Raw genomic sequence first — 21,964 nt, 5'->3', positions numbered from 1 at the left:
ATCAAGATCGCGGATCAAAGGCATCACGCAGCGCCTCGCCGATAAACACCAGCAAGGACAAAATCAGTGCGAGGGTAAAGAACGCGGTCAATCCCAGCCACGGCGCTTGCAGGTTTTGCTTGCCCTGACCAATCAGTTCGCCCAGCGACGCGCTCCCCGCCGGCATGCCGAAACCGAGGAAATCCAGCGCCGTAAGTGTCGAAATCGCTCCGGTCAGGATGAAGGGCAGATAGCTCAGGGTCGCGTTCATCGCGTTGGGCAGAATGTGCCTCACGATGACTTTACGATCAGTCAGCCCCAGTGCCCGGGCGGCCTTGACGTATTCCAGGTTGCGTCCGCGCAAGAACTCGGCGCGCACCACATCGACCAGGGCCAGCCAGGAAAACAGCGCCATGATCCCCAGTAGCCACCAGAAATTCGGCTCGACAAATCCAGAGAGAATAATCAGCAAATAAAGCACGGGCAGACCGGACCAGACTTCCAGCAAGCGCTGGCCAAGAAGGTCCACCCAGCCGCCGTAATACCCTTGCAGTGCACCGGCGGCGATGCCGATGAGGGCGCTGACAACGGTTAGCATCAGCGCGAACAAAATCGACACCCGAGCGCCGAAAATCACACGGGCCAAGACGTCGCGCGCCTGGTCGTCAGTGCCCAGCCAGTTGACACTTGAGGGTGGGCTGGGCGCCGGTTTGCTCAGGTCGTAGTTGGGCGTGTCATCGCTGAACGGAATCGGCGGGAACAGCATCCAGCCGCCGTCCTTCTCGATCAGTTTTTTCACGTAATCGCTACGGTAATCGGCCTGGAACGGCAGTTGCCCGCCGAACTCCTGTTCGGTGTGTCGTTTGAATGCCGGGAAGTACAGCTCGCCCTGATAGCTCACGACCAGCGGTTTGTCGTTGGCGATCAGTTCACCGCCGAGGGTGAGCAGGAACAGGCCGATGAACAGCCACAGCGACCACCACCCACGACGGTTTTTCTTGAAGCGTTCGAAGCGCCGGCGACCCAGCGGCGAGAGCTTGAGCATCAGGCGTTCCTCGCGGCGAAATCGATACGCGGGTCGACCAGGGTGTAGCAGAGGTCGCCGACCAGTTTTATCAGCAGGCCAAACAGCGTGAAGATGAACAGCGAGCCGAACACCACCGGGTAATCCCGTGAGACGGCTGCTTCGTAACTCATGCGGCCCAGGCCATCGAGGGAGAAAATGACCTCGATCAGCAGCGAGCCGGCGAAGAACACACTGATGAACGCCTGGGGAATGCCCGAAACGACCAGCAGCATGGCATTGCGGAATACATGGCCGTAGAGAACGCGACGTTCGCTCATGCCCTTGGCGCGGGCAGTGACCACGTATTGGCGGGTGATTTCATTGAGGAAAGAGTTCTTGGTCAGGATGGTCAGGGTGGCGAAACCGCCGATGACCAGCGCCGTGACGGGCAGCACCAGGTGCCAGAAGTAGTCGGCGATCTTGCCCACGGTGGACAGTGACTCGAAGTTGTCCGAGACCAGCCCGCGCACCGGAAACCAGTTCAGCGAAGTGCCGCCGGCGAACACCACGATCAGGAACATCGCGAACAGGAACGCCGGCATGGCATAGCCGATGATGATCGCGGTGCTGCTCCAGATGTCGAAGTGGCTGCCGTGGCGCACGGCCTTGCGGATGCCCAGCGGGATCGACACCAGGTAGGTGATCAGCGTTGCCCAGAGGCCGAGGGAAATCGTCACCGGCATTTTTTCCAGGATCAGGTCGGTGACGGTGGCGCCGCGGAAGAAGCTTTTGCCGAAGTCCAGGCGGGCGTAGCTGGTGAGCATCAGCCACAGGCGTTCGTGGGCGGGCTTGTCGAAGCCGTACTGCTTTTCGATCTCCTTGATCAATTGAGGGTCGAGCCCACGACTGGCCCGTGAGGTGCCGGACAGGGTTTCGCCGGAGCCACCGCTGACACTTGCGCCGCCGATGCCTTGCAGGTGCGCGATGGCTTGTTCCACCGGGCCGCCCGGCGCCGCCTGGACGATGACGAAGTTGACCAGAAGAATGATCACCAGCGTCGGGATGATCAATAGCAGGCGACGCGCTATATAAGCCCACATCAATGCGGTCCTCCGGGTTTGCCGCGGGTAATGCGTTCGGCGGTCATTTGCTGATTGGTCAGCGGCGTGGTGCTCACTTCCCACCAGCTTTCGATGGCCTCGTCATTGCTCGCCTGTTCGTTGGGCATGCCGAAACGGTTCCACCACACGGTGGAAGATCCGGGCGGGTAATAGTTGGGGATCCAGTAGTAATTCCACTGCAACACCCGGTCCAGTGCGTGGGCGTAGCGCAGCATGTCGACCTGGGTGGTAGCGCGGATCAGGCCGTTGATCAGGGTGTCGACCGCAGGGTTTTTCAGCACCATGTAGTTGTTGGCGCCGGGGTCGTTGGCCGAGACCGAGCCGAAATAATTCAGCAGCTCGCCACCGGGCGACGTGGTCACCGGGTAGCCCGTGACGATCATGTCGTAGTCGCGGCTCATCAGGCGGTTGACGTACTGGGACGCGTCGATACGGCGGATGTTCATGTCGATGCCGATCTGCTTCAGCGTACGCTTGTAGGGCAAGAGCAGACGGTCCATGCCGTTTTGGCTGACCAAAAAGGTGAAGTTCAGCGATTTGCCATCGGCGTTGACCAGTTGATCGCCGTCCGGTTTCCATCCGGCCTGTTCGAGCAGCTCCAGAGCTTGCAACTGCTTGTCGCGTATCACGCCGCTGCCATCGGTTTTCGGTGCTTCGAAGACCTTGGTGAACACTTCGTCCGGCACTTGCCCGCGCAAGGGCTCAAGAATCGCCAGCTCGCCAGCGTCCGGTAGATGGCGGGCGGCCAGGTCAGTGTTGGAAAAATAGCTCTGCTGGCGGATGTACAGGTTGCGCATCATCTGCCGGTTGCTCCATTCGAAATCCCAGAGCATGGCCAATGCCTGGCGCGTGCGGCGATCCTGGAACATCGGGTTTTGCAGATTGAAAACAAAGCCCTGGCTGGGTTGCGGTGCCTGGGTCGCCAAATGCGCTTTCTGCAGTCGTCCATCGCTCAGGGCAGGGCTGTCGTAGCCGATGGAGTAACCCGTGGCGGAGAATTCGCGGTTGTAATCATAAGCGCCGCCGCGCAGCACCTGACGCGCCACGTCGGTGTCGCCGAAATACTCAATGCTGAAATGATCGAAATTGTAGAGCCCACGGCTGACCGGCAGGTCCTTGCCCCACCAGTCGGCATTGCGCTCGAAGGTGATGCTGCGCCCGGAGTCGACTTTGCCGACCCTGTACGGACCGCTGCCCAATGGCGCTTCGTATCCACCGCCGCCGGCAAAATCACGGGTCTTCCACCAGTGCTCGGGAAACACCGGCAGGGTCGCGATGTCCAGCGGCAGGGTGCGGTTTTCATTGCTTTTGAAATCGAACCGGACGGTCAGCGGCGATTCGATCTCGACGCCTTTCACGTCGGCGAACTGGGTGCGATAACGCAGGCTGCCCTGGGTCATCAGCAAATCGAAGGTGTAGCGCACGTCTTCAGCGGTGATGGGCTTGCCGTCGGCAAAACGGGCTTTTGGATTGAGGTAGAAGCGCAAGGACAAACCGTCTTCGGCGCGCTCCATTTTCTGTGCCACCAGGCCGTACACGGTGTAAGGCTCGTCCATCGAACGCTGGGCGAGCGGGGAGTAGAGCATGCCGTCGATCTGCGTGACGCCGATGCCTTTGTCGATGTACGGGAGAATGTGGTCGAAGTGACCGATTTCCACCGCCGAACGGCGCATCGTGCCGCCCTTGGGGGCTTGCGCATTGGTGTAGGCAAAATGACTGAATCCGGCAGGATACTTTGCCGGTTCGCCGTAGACGGTCAGCGCATGTTGCGGTGCTGCATTCACACCGGCAGCGCCCAACAGCAGGGCTACGGCAGTGAACAACAAAGTAGGGAAAGCCAGTCGCATTGTCAGCCTTAAAGCCGGATGGTCGATATCCGCAATTTGTACGCTAGCGGCGCATCCCTCGCCAGCCGTATTACACGTCGCAAACACAACGGCCCACCAAAAAGGCGGGCCGTTATAAGAAAGACTTCGCGGATTGATCAGTCCTGGCGACTGGTCACTTCCAGCAGGTGGTAGCCAAACTGGGTCTTGACCGGACCTTGCACAACGTTGATGGGTGCGCTGAAAACGACGGTGTCGAATTCCTTGACCATCTGGCCTGGACCGAACGAGCCCAGATCACCGCCCTGGCGGCTCGATGGGCAAGTGGAGTTGGCTTTGGCGACTTCGGCGAAATCAGCGCCGCCTTCGATTTGGGACTTCAGTTCGTTGCACTTGTCTTCGCTGGCAACCAGGATGTGACGGGCAGTAGCTTTAGGCATGGGAAAACTCTCCATTTAATGTTCAGTAAAGTGCTGAGCGTACCGGATTCAGTGGCCTAATTCTTCTCAAAGTTCCTTGCGGTATCACAGACCGGCCTTTCGCAAGCGATCCGCATGCTCCACATACAGCTCCACCGGGTTGACGCTTTTCCAGGTGCGACCGGCAGTCTGGTTAATGGTGCCCAGGTGATCCAGCGGATAGTCGGAGCGGATCACTTTGCCCAGGTGAGAACTGAAGCGCCCAACCAGGCCATCATTCTGATCGGCCTCGTTAATGAAGTAGTGAGAAAAGGCGCGGGACAGGAAATGCAGGGGATCGAGCGCATTCAGCCCGTCGTCGAGAATGCTGCCCTGCAAGGTGCCGCTCCAGGAATAGTAGTGAACCCCGCCAACCTTCTGCTGCCCCATGCCACCCCATTGCGTCGGTAACCCTTGCGGGTATTTCAGATTAAAGGCGCCGACACCTTCGGTGGTCAGGGCAGTCAGTGCCGCAATGGCGTTCTGGGGCATTTGTGGTTGGCCACTGAGCAACGACAGGAAGTCGGCGAACAAGGTCGCCACGGTCTCGGCGACCTGTTCTGGCAGGCCACCAGGGGTCAGCGCTTTGCGCAGGAAGTCGGCCAGTTCCGAACCGTGATTAGGGCCGCTGACCGACGTGACCGAGGCGACCATTTGTGGCGCGATCGCCGCGGCATAGCGTGACGCCAGTGCGCCTTGGCTATGCCCGATCAGGTTGACTTTGTCGTGCCCGGTGCCTTCCAGTACCCGTTCGATCTGTGCCAAGAGCTGCTCGCCGCGCGCCTCGTTGCTGTGTGTCGCGGACAGCTGAGGTACGAAGACCCTGGCACCGGCGAATCGCAGGGCCGGCCTGATGTCATGGAAGTGTTCCAGCGTGCCGATCCGATCAAAGCCGAATAGCCCGTGGACCAGCAGGATCGGGTACTGAGTCTGTGCATTCCGTTGCATGTTCATCCCTTTTTTCGAGAGTTAGGGTCGTGTACTGCGCCTCACTCTAATGCACTGTCATGCCGCGGGATGTCTGAAAAAGCCGCTGTCCTGTGGTGAAAACGGAGTAGGGGAGTGAGAAAAATCGCGGGTGGGTGCGGGGTGTTTCGCGGGTGTCGTTATTTCAAGATCGCTATTTCATAGTGGGAAACAACCTTCCAGCCCTCGTTTGAAGACTGGAAGGAGATCGCTGATTACGCGGGCTATCGAGCGCTGTGTTGTTCGCGCAACTGCTGCGCTGCCTCTCGCAACAAGTGCTCCGTCCCGCTCCAACCCAGGCAGCCGTCAGTCACGGAAACGCCGTAACGCAGCGAAGCGCTCAGCGGCTGGCAACCTTCGAACAGATGACTCTCGATCATCATGCCGATCAGCGAGCGATTGCCTTGCAGGCGTTGTTCCAGGACGTCGTTGAACACTGCCGGTTGGCGCAGCGGGTCTTTGCCGCTATTGGCATGGCTGCAGTCGACCATGATTCGCGCCGGGATCTTGAGTCGGGTCAGGTCGCTGTGTATTTGAGCAACGCTGTCGCGATCATAGTTTGGCCCGCGATGACCGCCGCGCAATACCAGATGGGTGTCCGGGTTTCCGGGTGTCTGGATGATTGCCGGATGCCCTTGGCTGTCGACGCCGAAATGACGATGTGGATGAGCGGCCGAGCGCATGGCGTCGCTGGCGACACCGACTCCACCATCGGTGCCGTTCTTGAAGCCTACCGGCATGTTCAGGCCGCTGGCCATTTCCCGGTGAATTTGCGATTCGGTGGTGCGCGCACCAATGGCAACCCAACTGAGCAGGTCGTCGAAGTAGCCTGCCGCCATGGGCTGCAGCAGTTCAGTGGTAATCGGCAATCCGAGCTGGATCATTTCGCGCATCAGTTCGCGCGACAGGGTCAGGCCGCCGGCCATGTCGTCGCTGCCGTCCAGGTGCGGATCGTAGGCCAGGCCTTTCCAGCCGACAGTGGTGCGGGGTTTTTCGACGTAGGCGCGCATGACGAGCAACATCTGATCACTGACGTCGGATGCCAGGCGCGCGAGGTGGGCGGCGTATTCCAGGGCTGACTGAGGGTCGTGAATCGAGCAAGGGCCGACGATGACCAGCAAACGGGAGTCTTCACCGTTGAGAATCGCGCGGATCGCCTGGCGATGGGCGGCGACTTGCTGGGTCAGGGTGTTGCTGAGGGGTAATTGCTGTTTGAGCTGCAACGAGCTGGGCAGACGCAGGGTCAGCGCTTCATTGGCCGGGCTCAAGTTGGACAGTGGCAGAGCAGAGACGGACGAGTTCATGTTCGGGCTTCCTGGGCTGGCGGCGGGTTCGTTCCCGCGCGCTCGGCCCTAGTGGGGTGTTCGACAATTAGCCGGATTGGCTGCGTGTGTGTGCTTGCCACCTGTGGGTGACCGATCGGAGGCGGCAGGCTGTCCCGAGCGGAGGCTGGTAAATCGCCAGGCGGTAAAAAAGTCGTAACGGTAATAAGTGGCGTAGTTCATTTTCTAAATCCTCGAGATGTCTGGTGTGTCGCTAAAAATGTGTGGGGCTGAAAAAACAAAACCCCCGGTCGGGAGGCCGACCGGGGGTTGAGAATTCTCTGGTGGCGACCCGTTTAAAGTGGGCGCCGTGTGGGTATCAGGCGCGCCAGTGGCTAAACCAATACCCAAAATAAAAGCTGACCGGAGCACAAACGTCTTTCACCCGGACAGCCGCAACCGAGCGCAAGGCGCTGGCGGTACGAAGCTGTGAAAGGGTGTTGAACATGGTCTGTCTCCGATGGATGCGCCGAGCTTACTAGAGGCGGGTACGTGGATTCAATCAGAAATTGCTATCGGCTGCCGTTGGCCTTTCCTATCGCTTGAGCGCTCCAAAGAGGTATAGCACGAGCGGTGCCTGTTGATTAGTCACGAGATTTGCTGGTCATTGCTCGCCATACCGCTGGTTGACCTCTGAAGCACGCATGCGACAAGCCTTACAAGACGTATTGAAACTTTTTATATAGCGCTTGCCGCTAGGTCTGCCAGTTGCTTTTTGCTAAGGTGTCCGGCAACCAACAAGCCCATTGCGCGAGGTGTCTGCTTGATTAGGGTGCTAGTAGTCGATGACCATGATCTCGTTCGTACAGGCATTACACGAATGCTGGCTGACATCGATGGCCTGCAAGTGGTCGGCCAGGCTGAGTCAGGGGAAGAGTCCCTGCTCAAGGCGCGAGAATTGAAGCCGGACGTGGTCCTGATGGATGTGAAGATGCCCGGTATCGGCGGTCTTGAAGCCACGCGCAAGTTGCTGCGCAGTCATCCCGACATCAAAGTCGTTGCGGTCACCGTGTGCGAGGAAGATCCGTTTCCTACACGACTGTTGCAGGCGGGGGCCGCGGGTTACCTGACCAAAGGAGCCGGTTTGCCCGAAATGGTCCAGGCCATTCGCCTGGTATTTGCCGGCCAGCGCTACATCAGTCCGCAGATCGCCCAGCAACTTGCCATCAAGTCTTTCCAGCCCACTAGCGATTCGCCGTTCGACGCCTTGTCCGAGCGGGAAATCCAGATCGCGCTGATGATCGTCGGTTGCCAGAAAGTCCAGATAATCTCCGATAAATTGTGCCTGTCGCCAAAAACCGTAAACACCTACCGATACCGCATTTTCGAAAAGCTTTCGATCAGCAGCGACGTCGAGTTGACGCTGTTGGCGGTTCGTCACGGCATGGTTGATGCCAGCCTCTGAAATGACTGAAATTTTCGATCCAAGCGCTTTTCTGTCGACGGTCAGTGGGCGTCCCGGTGTGTATCGCATGTTCGACAGCGATGCGCGCCTGCTCTACGTCGGCAAGGCCAAGAATCTCAAGAGTCGCCTGTCCAGTTACTTCCGCAAATCCGGTCTCGCCCCCAAGACTGCAGCACTGGTCGCGCGTATCGCGCAGGTCGAGACGACGATCACGTCTAACGAAACCGAAGCTTTGTTGCTCGAGCAGACGCTGATCAAGGAATGGCGTCCGCCGTACAACATCCTGATGCGGGACGACAAATCCTATCCTTATGTCTTCCTTTCAGATGGTCAATTTCCTCGTCTGAGCATCCATCGCGGTGCGAAGAAGGCCAAGGGCAAATATTTCGGTCCTTACCCCAGCGCTGGTGCGATTCGCGAAAGCCTCAGCTTGCTGCAGAAGACGTTTTTTGTTCGTCAGTGCGAAGACAGCTACTACAAGAACCGCACGCGCCCTTGCCTGCAATACCAGATCAAACGTTGCAAGGCACCCTGCGTCGGACTGGTCGAGCCCGAGGTTTACGCCGAGGACGTCCGGCACTCGGTGATGTTCCTGGAAGGGCGCAGCAATGCGCTGACCGACGAATTGTCCGCCGCCATGGAAGAGGCGGCGATCAACCTCGAGTTCGAGCGGGCGGCCGAGTTGCGGGACCAGATATCGCTGCTGCGCCGGGTTCAGGATCAGCAAAGCATGGAAGGCGGGACTGGTGATGTCGACGTGATCGCCGCGTTCGTCAATCCGGGCGGCGCCTGCGTTCATTTGATCAGCGTGCGGGGCGGCCGGGTTCTGGGCAGCAAGAACTACTTCCCTCAAGTTGGTATTGATGAAGACGTTTCCGAAGTCATGGCGGCTTTTCTTGGGCATTACTTCATCAGCAGCCCGGAACGCGACTTGCCGAGCGAGTTGATCGTCAACGTGGTGCATGAAGACTTTCCTACGCTGATCGCAGCCATTGAGGAATTGCGCGGCCGTGAACTGTCGATCAGTCATCGGGTGCGGGGTACGCGAGCCCGCTGGCAACAATTGGCGGTGACCAATGCCGAACAGGCACTGGGTGCGCGCTTGGCCAACCGGCAGCATGTCGCCGCGCGTTTCGATGCGCTGGCAGAAGTACTGAACCTGGATGAGCCTCCACAGCGCCTCGAGTGCTATGACATCAGTCACTCGAGCGGCGAGGCGACGGTGGCGTCGTGCGTGGTGTTCGGCCCGGAAGGTCCGATCAAATCGGATTACCGTCGTTACAACATTGAAGGCGTTACCCCAGGCGATGATTACGCCGCCATGCACCAGGCGTTGACCCGTCGTTTCAGCAAGCTGAAGGACGGGGAGGGCAAATTACCGGACATTCTGCTGGTGGACGGTGGTAAAGGTCAGCTGTCGATGGCGCGTGATGTACTCAACGAGTTGGCGGTACCCGACCTGATTCTGCTGGGTGTGGCCAAGGGGGCAACCCGAAAGGCCGGCTTCGAAACTTTGTACCTGAATGATGCAGCGCATGAGTTCACGTTGCGTGGGGATTCGCCGGCACTGCATCTAATCCAGCAAATTCGTGATGAAGCTCACCGATTCGCCATTACCGGGCACCGCGCCCGTCGCGGCAAAACCCGCCGTACGTCTACGCTTGAAGGCGTAGCCGGGGTCGGGCCGACACGTCGGCGCGATTTGCTTAAACATTTTGGTGGATTGCAAGAGCTGTCTCGTGCCAGCATCGAAGAGATCGCCAAAGCGCCCGGGATCAGTAAAAAACTCGCAGAGTTGATTTATGCAAACCTGCACAGCGAGTAGAATGCCACCTCACCTCGTAGCCAGTTGTGCCGATGAATATCCCTAATCTGATTACCGTTCTACGCGTCCTGCTCATCCCGATCTTCATACTGTTGTTTTACCTGCCATACCATTGGAGCTACATGGCGTCCGCTTCGGTGTTTGCATTTGCCGCCGCTACGGACTGGCTGGATGGTTATCTGGCCCGCCGTCTGGAGCAAAGCACGCCGTTCGGGGCTTTTCTCGACCCGGTTGCCGACAAGCTGATGGTCGCCGTTGCGCTGGTGTTGCTGGTGCAAGAACACGGTAACTTGTGGCTTACGCTGCCGGCCGCCGTCATCATCGGTCGTGAAATTGTCGTGTCGGCACTGCGTGAGTGGATGGCCGAACTCGGTGCCCGCGCTCATGTGGCGGTGTCGAACCTGGGTAAATGGAAAACCGCTGCGCAGATGTTGGCACTGGTGATCCTGCTGGCCAATCCGTCAGACTTCACCTTCTGGGTATTGGTGGGTTATGGCTTGCTGTTGGTATCAGCCGGACTGACGTTGTGGTCGATGGTCCAGTACCTGCGGGCTGCGTGGCCGCATCTGAAGACCGACGTTGAAAAGAAATAAAACTTTTTTGAATCAAAGGGTTGACGGGGCTTCTGGATTCTATAGAATGCGCCACACCAAGACGCGGGAATAGCTCAGTTGGTAGAGCACGACCTTGCCAAGGTCGGGGTCGCGAGTTCGAGTCTCGTTTCCCGCTCCAAATACAAAGAAAAAGCCACTCAATAGAGTGGCTTTTTTTTGCCTGAAATTTTAGAAGACGCTTCGGCGTCTTTTTTCGTTTTGTGGCAAAAAGCGGGCTAAACGCACATTGCCATTCAATTTTCATAAAAGCGTAACAATCCTATTGCAGAGTACGGGAGCCCGAAATCACAAGGAGTTCCCTGAATGAAAAGCTTGATGAAGTCTGCTGCACTCGCCGTTGCGGTTTCTCTTTGTGCCAGCTCGATGACTTTCGCTGCGGAAAGCGTTCGTCTGACCGGTTCCGGCGCCAGTTTCCCGGCCCCGATCTACCTCACCTGGTTCAAGGATTTCAGCAAGAAAACCGCAGGTGTCACTGTGGATTATCAATCCAAAGGCAGCGGCGCGGGTGTGCAGGACTTCCTGAATAAAACCGTCGATTTCGCCGCCAGTGATTCGGCCATGAAAGACGAAGACATCGCCAAAGTTGCCGAAGGCGCACAGTTGCTGCCGATGACGGCGGGCGAAATCGTGCTGGCCTATAACCTGCCAGGCAACCCCAAGGGCCTGAAGCTGCCACGGGATGTTTACTCCAATATCTTCCTGGGCAAGATCACCAAGTGGAACGATCCGCAGATCGCTGCCGCCAACCCGGACCTGAAGCTGACTGATACGCCGATTACCGTCGTCGTACGTGCAGACTCCAGCGGTACCACTGCGGTGTTCACCAAGCACCTGTCAACGATCAACCCGGAGTTCCAAAAGGCGCTGGGTGAAGGCAACACGGTCAACTGGCCAGCCAGTGACAAATTCATCAAATCGCCGAAAAACGATGGCGTCACAGCCACCGTGCGCCAGACCCCGGGCGCCATTGGCTATATCGAATACGGCTTCGCCAAGCTGGCCAAGGTCGACTTCGCCCAGTTGCAGAACAAGGCCGGTCATTACGTCGTACCGAACGCCGAAAGCGGTGCCGAGGCCCTGGCCGCGGTGAACATGCCGGAAAGCCTGGTGGCCTGGCTGCCGGATCCGGACGGTGCCAAGTCCTACCCGATCACTTCCTACACCTGGATGATCTTCCGCAAGGACAACGGTAACCCGGCCAAGGCCAAGGCCATGCGCGAAATGGTCGAATACAGCCTGACCGAGGGGCAGAAAATCGCCGATTCGATGGGTTACATCCCGTTGCCGCAATCGGTTGTCGATCAGGTTCGCAAAGCGTCCGCCAACATTCAGTAACGCTCGTAAGGCCTCTCTCGGCGTGCGCGTTCAGCCTGCCGGGGGAGTTTTCCCCCTGTACCGGAATTAGCCAATGAACACACCTTTTGTCGTACCGGTTAACCCGGGTTCGGCCTGCCAGCCGCCTTCCACGAAGGACTTCCTGGTTGATCGCACCTTCCGTGCGCTTGCGCGAATAGGGGTGGTTCTGATTCTGGCGTTGGTCTTTGCCTTGGTTTTCGAGGTGGGACGCAAGGCCCTTCCTGGCATGGAAAAACACGGTTTTGACGTGATCTTTGGCAGCGTCTGGGACGTTAACCAAGGCAAGTACGGCATTCTGCCGGCGATTTGGGGCACGCTTTACAGTGCCTTTATCGCGTTGCTGATCGCAGGCGTTTTCGGCGTCAGCATGGCGATCTTCCTCACCCAGGATTTCCTGCCGGCGAAGCTGGCAGCGGTGTTTCGCACTATCGTCGAATTACTCGCGGCCATCCCCAGCGTCGTTTATGGCCTGTGGGGGATTTACGTGGTAATCCCGGCGATCCGCCCCCTTACGGCGTGGTTGAACAGCGAACTGGGTTGGATTCCTTTTTTCAGCACGTCCTTGAGCGGTCCGGGACTGCTGCCTGCGGCGCTGGTACTGGCCATCATGATTCTGCCAACCATCGCTGCCGTTTCGCAGGACGCCCTGACCGGCGTACCGATGAAAACCAAACAGGCGGCCTACGGCATGGGGACCACCCATTGGGAAGCGATTCTCAAGGTGATGGTGCCATCCGCCGCCACCGGCATTTTCGGCTCCCTGGTCCTCGGCCTGGGTCGCGCGCTGGGTGAAACCATGGCGCTGGCCATGCTGGTGGGCAACGCCAACAACATTTCGCTTTCTCTGTTTGCGCCGGCCAACACATTGGCTGCCTTGTTGGCGCTGAACTTCCCCGAAGCCGGTCCCAACGAGATCGAGGTGTTGATGTATGCCGCACTGGTGCTGATGTTCATCACGCTGCTGGTGAACGTCCTCGGTTCCATGATCATGCTCTACGCCCAGCGGGGTAACAAATAATGACTGACCTCACGTCCCCTATCACCGCCGTGCCGAGCCTGCAGCGCAAGTTCGAAGGCCGCGCCCTGCGCAGCCTCGTGTTGACCACGCTGGTGTGGACCGGTGCGGTGCTGGCCAGCGTCCCGCTGATTTCCGTGCTGTACATGCTGATCATGCGGGGCGGGGCACGCTTGAGCCTGGAAGTATTCACCGAATTGCCGCCCACCGGTTTCGAGACGGGTGGAGGCTTTGGCAACGCGATGGCAGGCACCTTCGTGATGGTCGGTATCGCCGCCGCCATCGCGGTTCCGGTCGGCATCATGGCCGCCATCTTCCTGGCTGAACTCGGGCCCGACAGCAAGCTGGCAAACACCGCCCGCTTTGCCGCCAAGATGCTTACGGGGCTGCCTTCCATCCTGGCCGGGGTGTTTGCCTACGCCCTGGTGGTGATGACCACCGGTACTTACTCGGCGCCGGCAGGCGGCGTGGCACTGGCGGTACTGATGCTGCCCATCGTTGTACTGACGGCTGAAGAGTCGATGAGGATGGTGCCCAAGATCATGAAGGATGCGGCGTACGGCATGGGCTGCACGCGCTCGCAGGTGATCTGGAAAATCATCTTGCCGACCGGCATGCCGGCGATCCTCACAGGCGTGATGCTGGCCGTGGCACGCGCAGCAGGCGAAACCGCGCCGCTGTTGTTTACCGCGCTGTTCAGCAACTACTGGATCTACCACGACGGCAGCCTCGCGGTGATGAACCCGACGGCATCGCTTGCCGTGCTGATTTACAACTTCTCCGGCATGCCCTTCGACAACCAGCTGGAGCTCGCATGGGCGGCCTCGCTGGTGCTGGTGATGATCGTGCTGGTCGTGAATATATTGAGCCGTATTTTCGGCAAGCCCAAGTATTGAGAACGGGAGCACCTGAATTTTGAACGTATCAACTGCGCAAATAGCCGCTCCGTTTGTTACCAAGACACCTGTGGTCATGGACTGCAAGCTCGACAAGATTTTCTACGGCAACTTCATGGCGGTACGCGACAGCCATGTGCCGATTGAAAAAAACAAGATCACCGGGTTCATCGGTCCGTCGGGCTGCGGTAAAAGCACCGTGCTGCGCAGCCTTAACCGAATGAATGACCTGGTCAAAGGGTTCCGTTTCGAAGGCCATGTACATTTTCTGGGGCAGGACGTGTACGGCAAGGGCGTTGATCCCGTGGTGGTACGCCGCTACATCGGCATGGTGTTCCAGCAGCCGAATCCGTTCTCGATGAGCATCTTCGACAACGTTGCCTTCGGCCTGCGCCTCAATCGCTATAAAGGTGACCTGGGCGACCGCGTCAAGCACGCCTTGCAGGGCGCCGCGTTATGGGATGAGGTCAAGGACAAGCTCAAGGTCAGCGGGCTGTCGCTCTCCGGCGGTCAGCAGCAACGGCTGTGCATCGCCCGCGCCATTGCCACTGAACCGGAAGTGCTGTTGCTGGATGAGCCGTGTTCAGCGCTTGACCCGATAGCCACTCGCCGGGTTGAAGAGCTGATGGTCGAGTTGAAGAAGGACTACACCATCGCCTTGGTGACTCACAACATGCAGCAGGCCATCCGCGTGGCCGATACGACAGCCTTTTTCTCGGTGGATATTTCCCAGGGCACGCGCACCGGCTACCTGGTAGAGATGGGCCCGACCGCCCAGATCTTCGGCAGCCCGCGTGAGCAAATGACCGAGGATTACATCAGCGGCAAATTCAGCTAAGCGGCACACGTCTCGTTTTAGTTTTTTATTTTACGGATTCGCAGGATCGCCAATGTCTGCAACGCGTCGTCTTGATTTACCCGCGATAGAACGAGCACTGCGCAAAGTGCAGGGCCGTTTTGCCGAGCTCAGCCGGCACTTTACCGAGCCGCGAGATCCCTTGACCGACGAGGTGTTGCAGAACGTGCTCGAAGGCTATGCGCTGATTGATGACTATGTCGCACGTGGCGTCGACCTGTTTGATCTCCAGCAACTGAACCTGATGCTGGAGATCAATGCCACCGTGCTGTGCGGCCGAGACCCGGCGCGCCGGCTTGAGTACGCCCAACACCTCGCGGCTACGGAAGAGCACTTCTTCAACAATGTGGAGGGGGGAATAAAGGATCTGTACAACTGGTATTGCGCCTATCACAGCGAGTCCGTGTGGAAGCGCGCGGCGGGCGTGTATGTGCGCATCCTCAGCAAGCCGCAGTTGTTCATTGAAGGTAACAACCGCACCGGGTCGCTTATCGTCAGTTATTTGCTCATGCGTGCAGGCTTGCCGCCATTCGTGCTGACGCTGGAAAACGCCGAGGGCTATTTCAACCCGTCATCGGTCATACGCAACTCCGCCAAGCACGGCGTCAAGGCACTGTACGAATTACCCAAGATCAAGAAAAAATATGCAGCCTTCCTGGAAGAACAGGCGCCTGATCCGAAGAAGTTTTTCCTGGACGAAACGCCGCTAGCCATTGTTCAGGGAGGCCGTTGATGAGCGAGTCTCCAGCGCTGTCAAAATGCCGGGCCGCGATCGGCCGAGTGTGGCAAGCCATCCCATTGATCTCGGTCCAGCGTCCGCGTATCCGTATTTCGTTCGATATCGATGACACATTGGCTTGTCAGCTCGACCACAGCGCCGTCGAGCACAGCCGGCTGCCGGCCTGCATTCACCGTTGGCTGGGCGAGCCGTTGCGCATGGGAACACGCTCCCTTACGCGTGAGCTGCGCCGTCAGGGTTGCAGTATCTGGGTCTACACCTCGTCCGGTCGAACGCCTTCCTACATTCAGCGTTGGCTCATGCTGTATGGCATCCGCGTAGACGGTGTGGTCAACAGCGTGCTGCATAATCGTGCCCTGACAGCACACGGGCTAACGAACACTCCCTCGAAATATCCTCCCGCATTCGATATCGACCTGCATGTCGATGACTCCGAGGGCGTGCGCATTGAGGGGCATGACCATGGTTTTCGCGTGGTTGTGGTGGATCCGCAGGATGAGAACTGGGCACAAAAAGTCCTGGATGCTGTCGCACACGTCCAGGCGCAACTCGCCTGGCAGCAACCACAACGGTACAAGCAGCCGGCGCGTTCAGAGGCTTTTTCCTCTTGAGTTCTTTACCTCAAATACTGTTGGGATGAGAGCCCCGGGACCGCAGCCAGGTGTGAGTCTCATGCTCCCAATCAGCAAATACGCCACTTGTTTAGAGTGGCGTTTTTGCTTGTGCGCTTTGCGCCTGGATTTCATTCAGCGGGTATGCACTCAAATTTCAGCTAGTGATGTTATAGGGTAACAATGTAAGCTTTGCGGCGATCTGCCTGAGGCACACATTTATCAACCCTTGGTATCGCGAAATCTCCATGACGAATACGGCGACTCTCTCCACCGGCCAGGCGAACAGCCGGCTTACGTCCATCGATGCGTTAAGAGGCATGGTGATTGTGCTCATGCTGCTTGACCATGTCCGCGAAACCTTTTTCCTGCATCGGCAAGTGTCCGACCCCATGGACATTGCCACGACGGAACCTGCACTGTTCCTCAGCCGGACACTCGCACATCTGTGCGCTCCCGTATTTGTACTGCTCACCGGTCTATCAGCCTGGTTGTACGGCGAGAAATACGCGGGCAAGGCTGATGTGTGCAGCTTTCTGTTCAAGCGCGGGCTGTTTCTGGTGGTGCTTGAGTTCACCTTGGTGAACTTTGCCTGGACGTTTCAGTTTCCACCCTCGGTGATTTACCTGCAGGTGATCTGGGCCATCGGTTTGAGCATGATTGCGCTCTCGGTGATGGTCTGGCTGCCTCGAGCTTTATTGCTGTTGCTGAGCCTGGTAATCATCGCCGGACACAACGCATTGGACGCGCTTCATTTTCCGGTGGATTCGGTCATGCACCTCCCGTGGGCCATTCTTCATGACCGGGGCTGGATCGAGTTGAGTGAAGGCTTGCGTCTGCGGACTTCTTACCCGGTGCTGCCGTGGATAGGTGTCATCGGTCTTGGCTACGCCATCGGGCCCTGGTTCAGCCGGGCAATGGATGCTCGCAAGCGTCAACGGCAACTATTGCTATGCGGCGCCATCGGGCTTTGCGTTTTCATCGCGTTGCGCCTGCTCAATGGTTACGGCGAGAAGCCCTGGTCTGCGGGAGATACGGGCGTGCAGACACTGATGAGCTTTTTCAATATCACCAAGTATCCGCCGTCTTTGCTGTTCGTGACGCTGACCTTGAGCGTGGGTTTGCTGTTGCTGCTGGGGTTCGAGCGCGTGCAGAAAAGCCGCTGGCTGCGTCCGCTGACGGTATTTGGATCGGCCCCGATGTTCTTTTACTTATTACATCTATACGCCCTGAAGGTGCTGTACATCATGGCGGTCGCGTTGTTTGGATTGAACCAGGGGGCATGGTTCGCTTTTGACTCGGTAGCGTCTGTCTGGCTGGCCGCCGCTGTCATGGCCATTGCGCTGTATCGGCCGGTCAACTGGTTCGCTGAACTGAAAGCACGACGTCGGGATATTGCCTGGCTCAAATACCTGTAAGGACGTGCACTTTTATAAGGCCGCGGAGCGTTCGCTGCACTATGGCATGGCAGTGGACGGGGCTTCCTGAGTGCGTCTGCCCGAGCTTAGGCCCGCGCATAGGGGCGTAGTAACGATCTGGCACAAACGCTGCATTACGTTGAACAGGCCCATTGCGAGAACATTCGAATGGGCAGCCCTCACGGTCAACGACGACCGATTGGCCGCACAGGTCGTGGGCAGCAGCGGTGGATCGGGCAGAGACGTCCGGTTTTAACGCCGCAAACGAACAGGCAAAGACGCCTGGAACCGAAAGGTTTCAGGCGTTTTTTTTTGCTTTTTTTCCGTGACGGGCTTTGGCCGGGTGCTATTTATGAACTCCATTGTTGCCACGTTGAACAAGTTGCAGACGCTGATCGTGATCGGTAATGGCATGGTCGGACATCACTGTGTCGAGCAGTTGATTGAGCGCGGCGCCCTTAATCATTACCGGGTGCACGTCTTCAGCGAGGAGCCCGTACGCGCCTATGATCGCGTGCATCTTTCCGAGTATTTCACCGGGCGGGACGCTGAGGCGCTGGCGCTCAGCGAAGCCGCGCTTTACCAGACTCCGGGTGTTACGTTGCATCTGGGCGTGCCGGTCCTAGAGATCGACCGCGCCCGCCATGAGGTGATTACCGCCCAAGGCTCGGTCGCGTACGACAAACTGATCCTGGCAACGGGTTCGTACCCATTTGTGCCATCAATTGAAGGCGCGCAGGACGATTCACGCTTGGTGTACCGCACGCTCGAAGACCTGGACGCTATTCGAGCCGCCGCTGCCAACGCGCGACGTGGTGTGGTCGTGGGAGGAGGGCTTCTCGGGCTTGAGGCAGCCAATGCACTGAAGAGTCTGGGCCTGGAAGCCCATGTCGTCGAATTCGCTCCGCGCTTGATGCCTGTGCAACTGGACGAACACGGCGGCCTGGCGCTCAAGGCGCAAATCGAAAAGCTGGGCGTCGGTGTGCACCTGTCGCGAGCGACACAATCGATCAGCGCCGGCGAGCATTACCGGTACCGGATGAATTTCGCCAATGATGAATTCCTCGAAACCGACCTGATCGTGTTCTCCGCCGGCATTCGTGCGCAAGACGCACTGGCTCGTCAATGCGCGCTGGCGATCGGGCCACGCGGCGGGGTGGTCATCGACGACGCGTGCCTCAGCAGCGATCCAGACATTTACGCCATTGGCGAATGTGCCTCATGGAACGGCAGCCTGTTCGGCCTGGTGGCGCCGGGGTATCAAATGGCGCGCAGTGTGGCGGCCAGGCTTTGCAAGCAGGTCGCCGAGCCGTTTATGGGCGCCGACATGTCGACCAAGCTCAAGCTATTGGGCGTCGACGTGGGCTCCATTGGCGATGCTCACGGTATTACTCCGGGCGCACGTAGTTTTCAATTTATCGACGAGAGCACCTCCAGCTATCGACGCCTGGTGGTAGATGCCACGGGTAAACAGGTGCTCGGCGCTGTATTGGTCGGTGATAACAGCTACTACGACACGCTGCTGCAATACATGCAGAACGCGATTGCACTGCCAAAGGAACCGGCTGGCTTGATTCTGTCATCGTCCGGGGGCGCACCAACGCTTGGACCAGGCGCATTGCCCCAATCGGCCACGGTGTGTTCGTGTCACAACGTCACCAAGGGCTCGATCTGCTCAGCCATCGATAGCGGCTGCACCGATCTGGCTCAACTCAAGTCGCAAACCAAGGCCTGTACCGGCTGCGGAGGCTGTGCCGGGTTGCTCAAGCAAGTCTTCGAGCACGAGTTGACCGCGCGTGGCGTCAATGTCGACAAAAGTCTGTGCGAACACTTTGCCTACACTCGCCAGGAACTCTACGCGCTGGTGCGTGTGGAAGGGGTGATCACCTTCGAAGAACTGCTGGCCAGACACGGTAGCGGTCACACGGGCTGTGATGTGTGCAAGCCGGCGGTGGGCTCGATTCTCGCCTCGTGCTGGAACCAGCCCATCATGGATCCATCGCTGGTGCCACTTCAGGACACCAACGACACCTTCATGGCCAACATGCAGAAAAACGGCACCTATTCAGTCGTGCCGCGAATAGCCGGGGGTGAAATCACAGCCGACAAGCTGATCGCGATTGGGGTGGTCGCGAAAAAATACGAGCTCTACACCAAAATCACCGGTGGCCAGCGAATTGACCTGTTCGGCGCGCAACTGCATCAACTGCCAGACATCTGGGCGGAGTTGATTGAGGCGGGATTCGAAACCGGCCACGCGTACGGTAAATCGACGCGTACAGTCAAGTCATGCGTTGGCAGCACCTGGTGCCGTTACGGCGTTCAGGACAGTGTGAAAATGGCGCTGTTGATTGAGGATCGTTACAAGGGATTGCGCTCGCCACACAAGCTCAAGTTCGCCGTGTCCGGCTGCACCCGCGAATGTGCCGAGGCGCAGAGTAAAGACGTTGGCGTGATCGCTACCGAGAAGGGCTGGAACCTCTACGTATGCGGCAACGGCGGCATGCGCCCGCGCCACGCCGAGCTGTTTGCCACCGACCTCGACGATGCGACCCTGATCCGCTACATCGACCGCTTCCTGATGTTCTACATCCGCACGGCCGACAAACTGCAGCGCACATCGGTCTGGCGTGAAAGCCTGGAGGGCGGCCTGGATTACTTGAAGGAAGTGATCATCAACGACAGCCTCGGGCTTGGTGATGAACTCGAATCGCAGATGCAGCTGGTGGTCAGTCGCTATGAATGCGAATGGGCCAATGCGCTGAAAAGCCCGGATAAGCTCAAGCGCTTCCGCACCTTCGTCAACGATAAGCGTCCGGACCCGGACATCCACTTTGTCGAGGAACGAGGGCAGCGGCGGCCAATCATGGCCAGCGAACTCAACCTTATTCCAGTCCGCGAGGAGATTGTCTGATGAACCCATTAAATACCCTGCGCACCCATGACACTCTGGCGTCTGAACAGGACGCGGTCTGGCAATCGGTGTGCAGCGAGCAGGATCTGGTCATCAACTCCGGGGTCGTGGTGTGGCTCGACGGCGCACAAGTCGCGCTGTTTTACCTGCCAGACGCGCAAGGCAAGATCCTCTACGCTATCGACAACCACGACCCGAAATCCGGGGCCAATGTCATTGGTCGCGGTTTGATCGCCGATATCAAGGGTGAACTGGTGGTGGCGTCGCCTATTTACAAGCAGCACTTCCGTCTTGAGGACGGCACCTGCCTCGAGTATCCGCAACAGTGCCTGCGTGTCTGGCCGGTGCGGTTGAGCAGGGGAGACGTGGAAATCGACTGCCGGGGTCGTGGTTAATAAGGCAAAAAAGGCCCGGCAGAATAAATGCCGGGCTGGATAATTTTTTTTGAAATCAAGGGGTTGCCAGCCTCCGTAAATCAGTCCATAATTCACGCCATCGAAAGCACTGACCGCTTAAAAAGCTCAATGTTTTCAAGGGCTTAGATCTTGTATCTAAATCCAAGTTTGTATGCGTAGGGTGTTGTGCTACATGACATCAAACGTTTGAGGCCGAGTAGCAAAATGGTTATGCAGTGGATTGCAAATCCACCTACGCCGGTTCGATTCCGACCTCGGCCTCCACTTTAAACAAGCTCCGTAGATCGATGATTTACGGAGCTTTTTTATTTGCACCGCCTGGCAAGATTTAGTCTTGAAAATGCCAGATGCGAACTTGCTTCACCGGGGCGGGATGTATATATTTCCACCTCTGCTGCACAAGCGTCTGAGTGGTGTAAGGGTCGTTGACCCGCCTCCAGACAGCTTCACCGCGCTACCGCCCGAATGGCGAAACTGGTAGACGCATGGGACTTAAAATCCCCCGCTCGTAAGGGCGTGCCGGTTCGATTCCGGCTTCGGGCACCATCTTAAATCAAAGGTTTGCGGGCGAAAGCTGTCGCAAACCTTTGTTTGTTTCTGATCCGCATTCGTCACTTCATAAGCCCAGCCATCGCGCTGGGTTTTTTGTATCCGCCGTTCGTCCATCGTCTGGCACTTAGGATCCTCGGCCGTCTCTCAATGCTAAGCACGCGCAATTCTGCGTTTCACAAGGGAGAGCGAGTATGGACATTGATGAAAATGCACCCGGGAATATTTCCCAGAAGGGCGTAATGAGTGGCACCGATAACGAAATGGGCCACGACCCTAGAAGAACTGATCCAGAGGTCCCGTTACCGGCGGACGATGAGTCGCCGGTCGATGAAGACATGGCCGACGTTGCTGCCACTGACTCGGTATCGAGTGAGCATCCAGAAGCGGGTACGGCCAGCCGCGTCGCTAACCCGAAGGCCGACCCACAGATGAACGATCAGGACGAAAATGAACAGGAGGCTCGCGGCATGCCTGCTAGCGATCCTGAATCAGGCGCTTGAATGAGTTCGACTGCTCTAGCGTAGTAAAACGCGAAAGCCCGGCACCAGGCCGGGCTTTCTTTTGCACGTGGCCAAATCCTTTTGGCTGATTGCAGTGTGATTGGGCAGTGTGACGAGCACGTGACGGGTAAACAAAAAAAAGATGACGGATTAGAGATGACTCAAGCAG

The 21,964-nt window shown here is 58.0% G+C and carries 20 protein-coding genes and 3 tRNA genes; 16 read left to right on the top strand and 7 right to left on the bottom strand.

Features of this window, described 5'->3' with window-relative positions:
• Position 1: 1 nt before the first annotated feature.
• The 7 genes from AC3ZVB_RS10925 to AC3ZVB_RS10895 form a co-directional block, all read right to left on the bottom strand.
• A complete protein-coding gene (locus tag AC3ZVB_RS10925; protein ID WP_162436555.1) occupies positions 2-1,024 on the bottom strand; it encodes an ABC transporter permease in 1,023 nt (340 codons plus the stop codon).
• Entirely contained in the window at positions 1,024-2,085 is a 1,062-nt protein-coding gene (locus AC3ZVB_RS10920; protein WP_162436554.1) for a microcin C ABC transporter permease YejB, read from the bottom strand. The genes AC3ZVB_RS10925 and AC3ZVB_RS10920 overlap by 1 nt, the downstream gene beginning before the upstream one ends.
• Positions 2,085-3,953, bottom strand: a complete 1,869-nt coding sequence (locus AC3ZVB_RS10915) for an extracellular solute-binding protein (RefSeq protein ID WP_490146524.1) — start codon at positions 3,951-3,953, stop codon at positions 2,085-2,087. Before AC3ZVB_RS10915 ends, AC3ZVB_RS10920 begins: the two co-directional genes overlap by 1 nt.
• A gap of 137 nt (positions 3,954-4,090) precedes the next feature.
• Entirely contained in the window at positions 4,091-4,372 is a 282-nt protein-coding gene (locus tag AC3ZVB_RS10910) for a peptidylprolyl isomerase (RefSeq protein ID WP_162436552.1), read from the bottom strand.
• Between the two features lie 84 nt (positions 4,373-4,456).
• Complete coding sequence (locus AC3ZVB_RS10905; RefSeq protein WP_490146523.1) at positions 4,457-5,338, bottom strand: lipase family alpha/beta hydrolase; 882 nt, start codon at positions 5,336-5,338, stop codon at positions 4,457-4,459.
• 242 nt (positions 5,339-5,580) lie between these two features.
• Positions 5,581-6,660: a 3-deoxy-7-phosphoheptulonate synthase gene (locus AC3ZVB_RS10900; protein WP_490146522.1), complete on the bottom strand. Its 1,080-nt coding sequence runs from the start codon at positions 6,658-6,660 to the stop codon at positions 5,581-5,583.
• A 337-nt stretch (positions 6,661-6,997) separates the two neighbouring features.
• The gene (locus AC3ZVB_RS10895; protein WP_490146521.1) at positions 6,998-7,126 is read right to left on the bottom strand and encodes a hypothetical protein; all 129 of its coding nucleotides are present in this window, start codon (positions 7,124-7,126) and stop codon (positions 6,998-7,000) included.
• A 315-nt stretch (positions 7,127-7,441) separates the two neighbouring features.
• Here AC3ZVB_RS10895 and gacA point away from each other — a divergent pair, with 315 nt between their 5' ends.
• The 16 genes from gacA to AC3ZVB_RS10815 all read left to right on the top strand — a co-directional run bounded on the left by gacA (position 7,442) and on the right by AC3ZVB_RS10815 (position 21,795).
• Positions 7,442-8,083 carry a response regulator transcription factor GacA gene (gacA, locus tag AC3ZVB_RS10890; RefSeq protein ID WP_082069126.1) on the top strand — a complete coding sequence of 214 codons (642 nt, stop codon included), beginning with the start codon at positions 7,442-7,444 and terminating at the stop codon, positions 8,081-8,083.
• A 1-nt stretch (position 8,084) separates the two neighbouring features.
• Complete coding sequence (gene uvrC / locus AC3ZVB_RS10885; protein WP_162436586.1) at positions 8,085-9,908, top strand: excinuclease ABC subunit UvrC; 1,824 nt, start codon at positions 8,085-8,087, stop codon at positions 9,906-9,908.
• Positions 9,909-9,940: 32 nt separating this feature from the next.
• Positions 9,941-10,501: a CDP-diacylglycerol--glycerol-3-phosphate 3-phosphatidyltransferase gene (gene pgsA, locus AC3ZVB_RS10880; RefSeq protein ID WP_162436549.1), complete on the top strand. Its 561-nt coding sequence runs from the start codon at positions 9,941-9,943 to the stop codon at positions 10,499-10,501.
• A 63-nt stretch (positions 10,502-10,564) separates the two neighbouring features.
• Positions 10,565-10,640 (top strand) — tRNA-Gly (locus tag AC3ZVB_RS10875).
• 185 nt (positions 10,641-10,825) lie between these two features.
• A complete protein-coding gene (pstS, locus tag AC3ZVB_RS10870; RefSeq protein ID WP_490146520.1) occupies positions 10,826-11,857 on the top strand; it encodes a phosphate ABC transporter substrate-binding protein PstS in 1,032 nt (343 codons plus the stop codon).
• A 73-nt stretch (positions 11,858-11,930) separates the two neighbouring features.
• A complete protein-coding gene (pstC, locus tag AC3ZVB_RS10865) occupies positions 11,931-12,896 on the top strand; it encodes a phosphate ABC transporter permease subunit PstC (protein WP_490146519.1) in 966 nt (321 codons plus the stop codon).
• A complete protein-coding gene (gene pstA, locus AC3ZVB_RS10860; RefSeq protein WP_162436546.1) occupies positions 12,896-13,789 on the top strand; it encodes a phosphate ABC transporter permease PstA in 894 nt (297 codons plus the stop codon). The genes pstC and pstA overlap by 1 nt, the downstream gene beginning before the upstream one ends.
• 76 nt (positions 13,790-13,865) lie before the next feature.
• The gene (pstB, locus tag AC3ZVB_RS10855) at positions 13,866-14,627 is read left to right on the top strand and encodes a phosphate ABC transporter ATP-binding protein PstB (protein WP_218171024.1); all 762 of its coding nucleotides are present in this window, start codon (positions 13,866-13,868) and stop codon (positions 14,625-14,627) included.
• Positions 14,628-14,679: 52 nt separating this feature from the next.
• On the top strand, positions 14,680-15,378 hold the full coding sequence (locus AC3ZVB_RS10850) for a hypothetical protein (RefSeq protein WP_490146518.1): 699 nt from the start codon (positions 14,680-14,682) through the stop codon (positions 15,376-15,378).
• A complete protein-coding gene (locus AC3ZVB_RS10845) occupies positions 15,378-15,995 on the top strand; it encodes a hypothetical protein (RefSeq protein WP_490146517.1) in 618 nt (205 codons plus the stop codon). The genes AC3ZVB_RS10850 and AC3ZVB_RS10845 overlap by 1 nt, the downstream gene beginning before the upstream one ends.
• Positions 15,996-16,243: 248 nt before the next feature.
• Positions 16,244-17,413 carry an acetyltransferase domain-containing protein gene (locus tag AC3ZVB_RS10840; protein ID WP_490146516.1) on the top strand — a complete coding sequence of 390 codons (1,170 nt, stop codon included), beginning with the start codon at positions 16,244-16,246 and terminating at the stop codon, positions 17,411-17,413.
• 352 nt (positions 17,414-17,765) lie between these two features.
• The gene (gene nirB, locus AC3ZVB_RS10835; protein ID WP_490146515.1) at positions 17,766-20,327 is read left to right on the top strand and encodes a nitrite reductase large subunit NirB; all 2,562 of its coding nucleotides are present in this window, start codon (positions 17,766-17,768) and stop codon (positions 20,325-20,327) included.
• Positions 20,327-20,722, top strand: coding sequence for a nitrite reductase small subunit NirD (nirD, locus tag AC3ZVB_RS10830; protein WP_490146514.1), 396 nt, complete (start codon positions 20,327-20,329; stop codon positions 20,720-20,722). The genes nirB and nirD overlap by 1 nt, the downstream gene beginning before the upstream one ends.
• A gap of 211 nt (positions 20,723-20,933) precedes the next feature.
• Positions 20,934-21,007: transfer RNA gene (locus AC3ZVB_RS10825), tRNA-Cys, on the top strand.
• Between the two features lie 195 nt (positions 21,008-21,202).
• A tRNA-Leu gene (locus AC3ZVB_RS10820) sits at positions 21,203-21,289 on the top strand.
• A gap of 197 nt (positions 21,290-21,486) precedes the next feature.
• Entirely contained in the window at positions 21,487-21,795 is a 309-nt protein-coding gene (locus AC3ZVB_RS10815) for a hypothetical protein (RefSeq protein ID WP_490146513.1), read from the top strand.
• Positions 21,796-21,964: the final 169 nt, after the last annotated feature.

The sequence above is a fragment of the Pseudomonas sp. MDV22-iso1 genome, from assembly GCF_058145095.1.
This window is presented reverse-complemented; position numbering and strand designations above follow the sequence as displayed.

Coding starts and splice junctions, on each gene's coding strand:
- AC3ZVB_RS10925 (WP_162436555.1), bottom strand. CDS start 1,024: ATGCTCAAGCTCTCGCCGCTGGGTCGCCGGCGCTTCGAACGCTTCAAG.
- AC3ZVB_RS10920 (WP_162436554.1), bottom strand. CDS start 2,085: ATGTGGGCTTATATAGCGCGTCGCCTGCTATTGATCATCCCGACGCTG.
- AC3ZVB_RS10915 (WP_490146524.1), bottom strand. CDS start 3,953: ATGCGACTGGCTTTCCCTACTTTGTTGTTCACTGCCGTAGCCCTGCTG.
- AC3ZVB_RS10910 (WP_162436552.1), bottom strand. CDS start 4,372: ATGCCTAAAGCTACTGCCCGTCACATCCTGGTTGCCAGCGAAGACAAG.
- AC3ZVB_RS10905 (WP_490146523.1), bottom strand. CDS start 5,338: ATGCAACGGAATGCACAGACTCAGTACCCGATCCTGCTGGTCCACGGG.
- AC3ZVB_RS10900 (WP_490146522.1), bottom strand. CDS start 6,660: ATGAACTCGTCCGTCTCTGCTCTGCCACTGTCCAACTTGAGCCCGGCC.
- AC3ZVB_RS10895 (WP_490146521.1), bottom strand. CDS start 7,126: ATGTTCAACACCCTTTCACAGCTTCGTACCGCCAGCGCCTTGCGCTCG.
- uvrC (WP_162436586.1), top strand. CDS start 8,085: ATGACTGAAATTTTCGATCCAAGCGCTTTTCTGTCGACGGTCAGTGGG.
- pgsA (WP_162436549.1), top strand. CDS start 9,941: ATGAATATCCCTAATCTGATTACCGTTCTACGCGTCCTGCTCATCCCG.
- pstS (WP_490146520.1), top strand. CDS start 10,826: ATGAAAAGCTTGATGAAGTCTGCTGCACTCGCCGTTGCGGTTTCTCTT.
- pstC (WP_490146519.1), top strand. CDS start 11,931: ATGAACACACCTTTTGTCGTACCGGTTAACCCGGGTTCGGCCTGCCAG.
- pstA (WP_162436546.1), top strand. CDS start 12,896: ATGACTGACCTCACGTCCCCTATCACCGCCGTGCCGAGCCTGCAGCGC.
- pstB (WP_218171024.1), top strand. CDS start 13,866: ATGGACTGCAAGCTCGACAAGATTTTCTACGGCAACTTCATGGCGGTA.
- AC3ZVB_RS10850 (WP_490146518.1), top strand. CDS start 14,680: ATGTCTGCAACGCGTCGTCTTGATTTACCCGCGATAGAACGAGCACTG.
- AC3ZVB_RS10845 (WP_490146517.1), top strand. CDS start 15,378: ATGAGCGAGTCTCCAGCGCTGTCAAAATGCCGGGCCGCGATCGGCCGA.
- AC3ZVB_RS10840 (WP_490146516.1), top strand. CDS start 16,244: ATGACGAATACGGCGACTCTCTCCACCGGCCAGGCGAACAGCCGGCTT.
- nirB (WP_490146515.1), top strand. CDS start 17,766: ATGAACTCCATTGTTGCCACGTTGAACAAGTTGCAGACGCTGATCGTG.
- nirD (WP_490146514.1), top strand. CDS start 20,327: ATGAACCCATTAAATACCCTGCGCACCCATGACACTCTGGCGTCTGAA.
- AC3ZVB_RS10815 (WP_490146513.1), top strand. CDS start 21,487: ATGGACATTGATGAAAATGCACCCGGGAATATTTCCCAGAAGGGCGTA.